The sequence below is a fragment of the Lysinibacillus sp. genome (assembly GCF_032093475.1).
In the GTDB taxonomy this organism is placed as follows: domain Bacteria; phylum Bacillota; class Bacilli; order Bacillales_A; family Planococcaceae; genus Lysinibacillus; species Lysinibacillus irui.
In genome coordinates this window covers 11,626-17,322 of sequence record NZ_DAMDAY010000099.1, presented here as the reverse complement: position 1 = coordinate 17,322, position 5,697 = coordinate 11,626, and the positions used below count along the sequence as shown (strand labels likewise).

The 5,697-nt window shown below is 39.4% G+C and carries 6 protein-coding genes; all 6 read left to right on the top strand.

Translation table 11 applies throughout. The features are described from left to right. Positions 1–229, top strand: a 229-nt coding sequence (locus RT445_RS17925; RefSeq protein WP_396631812.1) for an NAD(P)-dependent oxidoreductase, incomplete at its 5' end; no start/stop codon positions are given. A 277-nt stretch (positions 230–506) separates the two neighbouring features. Then, positions 507–1,925, top strand: coding sequence for an aspartate ammonia-lyase (aspA, locus tag RT445_RS17920; protein ID WP_274797042.1), 1,419 nt, complete (start codon positions 507–509; stop codon positions 1,923–1,925). A 189-nt stretch (positions 1,926–2,114) separates the two neighbouring features. Further along, a complete protein-coding gene (locus RT445_RS17915; protein ID WP_274797043.1) occupies positions 2,115–3,374 on the top strand; it encodes a methyl-accepting chemotaxis protein in 1,260 nt (419 codons plus the stop codon). A gap of 438 nt (positions 3,375–3,812) precedes the next feature. Continuing rightward, complete coding sequence (gene ureA, locus RT445_RS17910; protein WP_012294325.1) at positions 3,813–4,115, top strand: urease subunit gamma; 303 nt, start codon at positions 3,813–3,815, stop codon at positions 4,113–4,115. Between the two features lie 14 nt (positions 4,116–4,129). After that, a complete protein-coding gene (locus RT445_RS17905) occupies positions 4,130–4,498 on the top strand; it encodes an urease subunit beta (RefSeq protein ID WP_274797045.1) in 369 nt (122 codons plus the stop codon). Beyond that, on the top strand, positions 4,495–5,697 hold a 1,203-nt coding region (locus RT445_RS17900; protein ID WP_313471137.1), incomplete at its 3' end, for an urease subunit alpha. The genes RT445_RS17905 and RT445_RS17900, both read left to right, overlap by 4 nt.

Below are 5,697 nucleotides of genomic sequence, written 5' to 3'. Positions count from 1 at the left end.
AGTGGATTTACAACAATCCTCTATTCATTGGACATTTTTAAGTCCTTCCGCATTTTTTGATCCAGAAGGCCCGCGTACAGGACACTACACAGCAGGTATTGACCACTTATTAGTAAATGACGCTGGTAACAGCTATGTAAGCTATGCCGATTATGCGGTGGCTGTATTGGATGAGCTAGAACAACCTCAACATGAAAACAGCCGTTTTACTGTGACATCAAATAAATAATAATGAAATGAAAACCAATAAAGTTGACGAAGAGAACAACTTTATTGGTTTTTTGACTTTTAATTCATGTTTCCAATCCATTTAAGTTAATTTTGACTTTACCTAAGAACAATATAACGGCTAATATTGCTCGACCATTAATAAAATATGCTCGGTTTTTAGCGGATTTTTTGCTTTTTTGAAGGATTTTTTTCGTTTACAGAAAAATGACTGTTTACAATACGACTTTTATTAGCTACTATCAAGTGTGAGTATTACATAAAAGGAGACGACAATAATGTCAACACAACGAATAGAAAAAGATTTTTTAGGTGAGCGCGTATTACCAGCAGAAGCGTATTATGGAATTCAAACACTGCGTGCTACGGAAAACTTCCCAATTACAGGCTACACAATTCACTCTTCACTAATTAAAGCAATGGGGATAGTGAAAAAAGCAGCTGCATTAAGTAATATGGAAGTACACCTATTATCAAAAGAAATTGGTGAGGCAATTGTCGAAGCTGCACAAGAAGTGATCGATGGCAAATGGGATGCAGAATTTATTGTAGACCCAATCCAAGGTGGCGCAGGTACATCCATCAATATGAATGCCAATGAAGTGATCGCGAACCGTGCCCTAGAAATTTTAGGGAAAGAAAAAGGGGACTATCACACAGTAAGTCCAAATAGTCATGTTAATATGTCACAATCAACAAACGATGCTTTCCCAACAGCGATCCATATCGCTGTGTTAAATTTAATAGATGAATTACTTGAAACGATGGATTATATGCAATCTGTCTTCCATCAAAAAGCGGAGCAATTTGCTCATGTTATTAAAATGGGCCGAACGCATTTACAAGATGCAGTGCCAATCCGTTTAGGACAAGAGTTTGAGGCTTATTGCCGTGTGATTAATCGTGATATCGTACGCATTCGTCAAACACGTCCAAATCTTTATGATGTGAACATGGGTGCAACGGCTGTAGGAACAGGCTTAAATGCTTTCCCAGATTACATTAAATCTGTTGATGAGCATCTTGCTGAAATTTCTGGTTTACCATTAAAAGGTGCGACACATTTAGTGGATGCAACACAAAATACAGATGCCTACACAGAAGTATCTGGTGCTTTAAAAATCTGTATGATTAATATGTCTAAAATCGCTAATGACTTACGTTTAATGGCTTCTGGTCCACGTGCAGGCTTAGGGGAAATCCTATTACCAGCTCGTCAACCAGGTTCTTCTATCATGCCAGGTAAAGTTAACCCTGTTATGCCAGAGGTACTGAACCAAGTTGCTTTCCAAGTAATTGGCAACGACCATACAATTTCTCTAGCTTCTGAAGCTGGACAATTAGAATTAAACGTAATGGAGCCTGTATTAGTATTCAACCTAATCCAATCGATTAGCATTATGAATAATGTTTTCCGTGCGTTTACGGAAAATTGCTTAAAAGATATTGAAGCAAATGAAGAGCGTATGAAAGAATATGTAGAGAAAAGTGTAGGGGTATTAACTGCTGTTAACCCTCATATCGGCTATGAAGTAGCTGCTCGCTTAGCGCGTGAAGCTATTCTGACAGGTCGTTCAATTCGTGAGCTTTGTATCGAAGAAGGCGTCTTAACAAAAGAGCAATTAGATTTAATCTTAGATCCATATGAAATGACACACCCAGGGATCGCTGGTTCTAGTATTATGAAATTAAAATAAATCTAGATTTCAAGACTGTAGACATGCTACTAAAGCTGTCTATAGTCTTTTTTTGTGAACAATTATCGGAGATTTAAGGAATGCTTTGTGTCTTTATTCTTATAAAAATAGAGCTTTTCTTTATGATTTTTAGGATTATTCAACTATAATGATGGTATAGAAGTAATATTTTAGTTGGGGGAATTTGTTATGAGTTTACGAAAAAAGAGTTTACTTGGCTTTTCTGTTTTAAATGTCTTAATGATTGCTATTTTATTTATTGATTTAGCCAATGTAACGTCATTAGAATGGCTTTCTACCATTTTAACCATCGTAGGAATCACGATTACACTATCTTACACGGCGTATGTGCACTACAAAGTTATTCAGCCAATTAAACAGTTAACCGAGGCTGCACAAGGGATTACTGCAGGCCATTTAGATAATGTGAACATTGAGGTTCGAGACAATAGTGAAATTTCTCAGCTAGCACAATCCTTTTTAGAAATGAAGGAACAATTACAAACAATGTCACAAAAAATTGCACACAGCTCATCTGATTTATCAGCAAGCATTGAGGAGTTATCAGCAAGTACGAATGAAATTACTCTTGCTGTAGAAGAAGTAGATCAACAAATGGAAAAAACGTCTGAGGGCTTAAAACAGGCTGCCGAGTCGGCTTATTCTAGCGCAAATGCGATGCAGGAAACGGTCGCTGGAATCGAACGAATTACCGTTGCTACACAGGATGTTTTTGATCATGCGAAGGATGCCAATGATATTGCAGGAAATGGTGCAAAGATTTTACATGTTGCGAAGGAGCAAATGCAATTTATTTCCGCTTCAACTGAAAAAACAAGTGGTCTTATGCAACAATTATCAAGTAAAATGACAGATATAAAAGCGATGACTGATATGATTACGGCTATTACAGATCAAACAAATCTATTAGCATTAAATGCAGCCATTGAAGCTGCTCGTGCTGGGGAGCATGGAAAAGGCTTTGCGGTCGTGGCTGAGGAAGTGCGTCAGTTAGCTGAGCAATCAAAGCATTCTGCTACGCAAATTGTGGACTTAGTCGTGGGGATTGAAAGTGATACAAAACAAGTTGCGTCAGCAGTGGAAGATGATTTAAAAAATGTCCAACAGGGTGTTTATGTCATTGATGAAGCAACAACATCTTTTGGAACGATTTCACAGCATGTTCGCGAAATGACAGGTCAGCTTGAGGACATTTCAACGACAGCTGAACAGCTTGCTAGTAGCGCGAATGAAGTGGCATCCTCTGTCACAACGATTGCAGATGACATGGGCAAGCTATCTAATTACACAGAAGTTGTTTTACATTCAATGGATGAACAAACTGCCTCCATGCAAGTAGTCAATCATGTTACACAGGATTTAACCGTGCAAGCTGATAATTTACAGAAGCTAACCAATCGATTTGATTATGAAAAAGAGCGTTTTTAGTCCTGAAATAATTATTTTACATAAAATAAATTTACTAGTTTTTTAATATAATTTTTCATTCGCTTTAGCTAGCAAGACAAGAGGCTTTTTTACAGATGACCAATTTTCTGTAAAATATGCCTCTTTTTTTATTAATTATTTAGCAAACTTGTAAATTCACAGATAAATAAAAATGTTGAATTTTTTAATGTAGTTTCTTATAATGGACTAGCTGTTACCTCTATTACTCACTTCAACTATTGCAACCCGCATTCGCCGGGTCAACAAGTCATTTCTATTTCTCTTCGCAAATCCCTTGCGAAATCATAATTTGTAAGACAACAACTAAATGCACGTACAACTAAATCGTTAGAACATTTCAAACTACTGAAAGGAAGTTATGTCCAGAAAAAATATTATTGAAAGATAATTCTGAATATAGGAAAGTGAGAGATTGGATTGAAGCTATCACCAGTTGAACAAGAAAAATTACTCCTCCATGTGGCAGGAGAACTTGCGCTGAAAAGAAAAGCTCGTGGCTTAAAGCTAAATTATCCGGAAGCTGTGGCACTGATTAGTAGTTTTATTATGGAAGGTGCTCGAGACGGCAAAACGGTAGCGCAGCTGATGAGTGAGGCTAAGCATGTACTCACAGCTGAAGATGTAATGGAAGGTGTCGGGGACATGATTTCAGATGTGCAGGTTGAGTGTACATTCCCAGATGGGACGAAGCTTGTTACGGTTCACCGTCCAATTCAATAAAGGAGTGTTGGAGAATGATTCCTGGAGAAATCCGACCGAAAAACGGTGTCATTGAAATCAATGTGGGTAGAGCGACGAAAAAGGTATTGGTAGCCAATACAGGTGACCGACCTATACAAGTAGGTTCCCATTTTCATTTTATCGAGGTTAATAGATTTCTAGAGTTTAATCGGCAAGATGCTATTGGTATGCATCTCAATATTCCATCAGGGACAGCGGTGCGCTTTGAACCTGGTGAGGAAAAAGAGGTGGAGCTTGTCGAGTTTGGTGGCAAACAGCATGTCTTTGGTTTAAATAGGCTAACAGAGGGCTCTACCCACCATAAGGAAGAAATTTTAGATAAGGCAATTGAAGGTGGCTTTAAAGGAGCGGAAGAAAAATGAAGGTAACACATGAAGCTTACGCGAAAATGTTTGGTCCCACTGTCGGAGATAAAGTTCGTTTAGCAGATACAGACCTGTGGATTGAAATTGAGAAGGATTATACATCCTACGGGGACGAAGGGGTCTTCGGTGGTGGTAAATCATTACGTGTCTCGATGGGGCAAAATGGTAAAAATACACGTGATGAAGGTGTGCTTGATACCGTCATTACTAATGTCATCATTATAGATTATACAGGGATTGTCAAAGCAGATATCGGTATAAAGGATGGACGTATTATTGGTATTGGGAAAGCTGGTAATCCGAACAGCATGGACGGAGTCGATCAGGACATGATTATCGGCGTTGGTACAGAGGTTTATGCAGGTGAAGGGCTAATTGCTACGGCAGGAGCCATTGATACACATATCCATTTCATCAGCCCTGATCAGGTGGAGACGGCCCTACTAGCAGGGACAACAACTTTTATTGGTGGTGGAACAGGCCCAGCAGCTGGCTCGAAGGCGACGAGCTTAACAGCGGGTGAATGGCATTTGCATCGCATGTTGCAAGCAGTTGAGGGCTTCCCAATAAATGTTGGCTTACTTGGAAAGGGAAGTGCATCTGAGCCAGCACCCATCATAGAACAAGTCCGTGCAGGTGCGATTGGTTTGAAAATTCATGAGGACTGGGGCGCAACACCAGCAGCGCTAGATCAAAGTTTATCTGTTGCAGATGACTATGATATTCAGGTTGCTCTTCATTCGGATACATTGAATGAAGCGGGTTTTGTGGAAGATACAATTAATGCGATTGATGGGCGAGTCATTCATATTTTCCATACGGAGGGGGCAGGTGGAGGACATGCGCCAGACCAGCTTGTCATGGCATCATTACCCAATATTTTGCCAGCATCTACAAATCCAACAAAACCGTTTACAACGAACACTATAGATGAGCATTTAGATATGCTAATGGTCTGCCACCATTTAAAGCATGATGTACCAGAGGATGTGGCATTTGCGGATTCCCGCATTCGACCAGAAACGATTGCAGCGGAAGATATTATGCAAGATTTAGGGATTTTAAGTATTATGTCTTCGGACTCACAAGCGATGGGACGTGTTGGTGAGGTAACGCTACGAACGTTCCAAACAGCAGACAAAATGAAGAAGCAACGTGGTCCATTACCACAGGATGAAGGCAAGGATCATGATAAT

What these genes read in the sequence shown, in the direction of transcription:
- RT445_RS17905 (WP_274797045.1), top strand. Translation starts at nt 4,130, where the DNA reads ATGATTCCTGGAGAAATCCGACCGAAAAACGGTGTCATTGAAATCAAT.
- RT445_RS17915 (WP_274797043.1), top strand. Translation starts at nt 2,115, where the DNA reads ATGAGTTTACGAAAAAAGAGTTTACTTGGCTTTTCTGTTTTAAATGTC.
- aspA (WP_274797042.1), top strand. Translation starts at nt 507, where the DNA reads ATGTCAACACAACGAATAGAAAAAGATTTTTTAGGTGAGCGCGTATTA.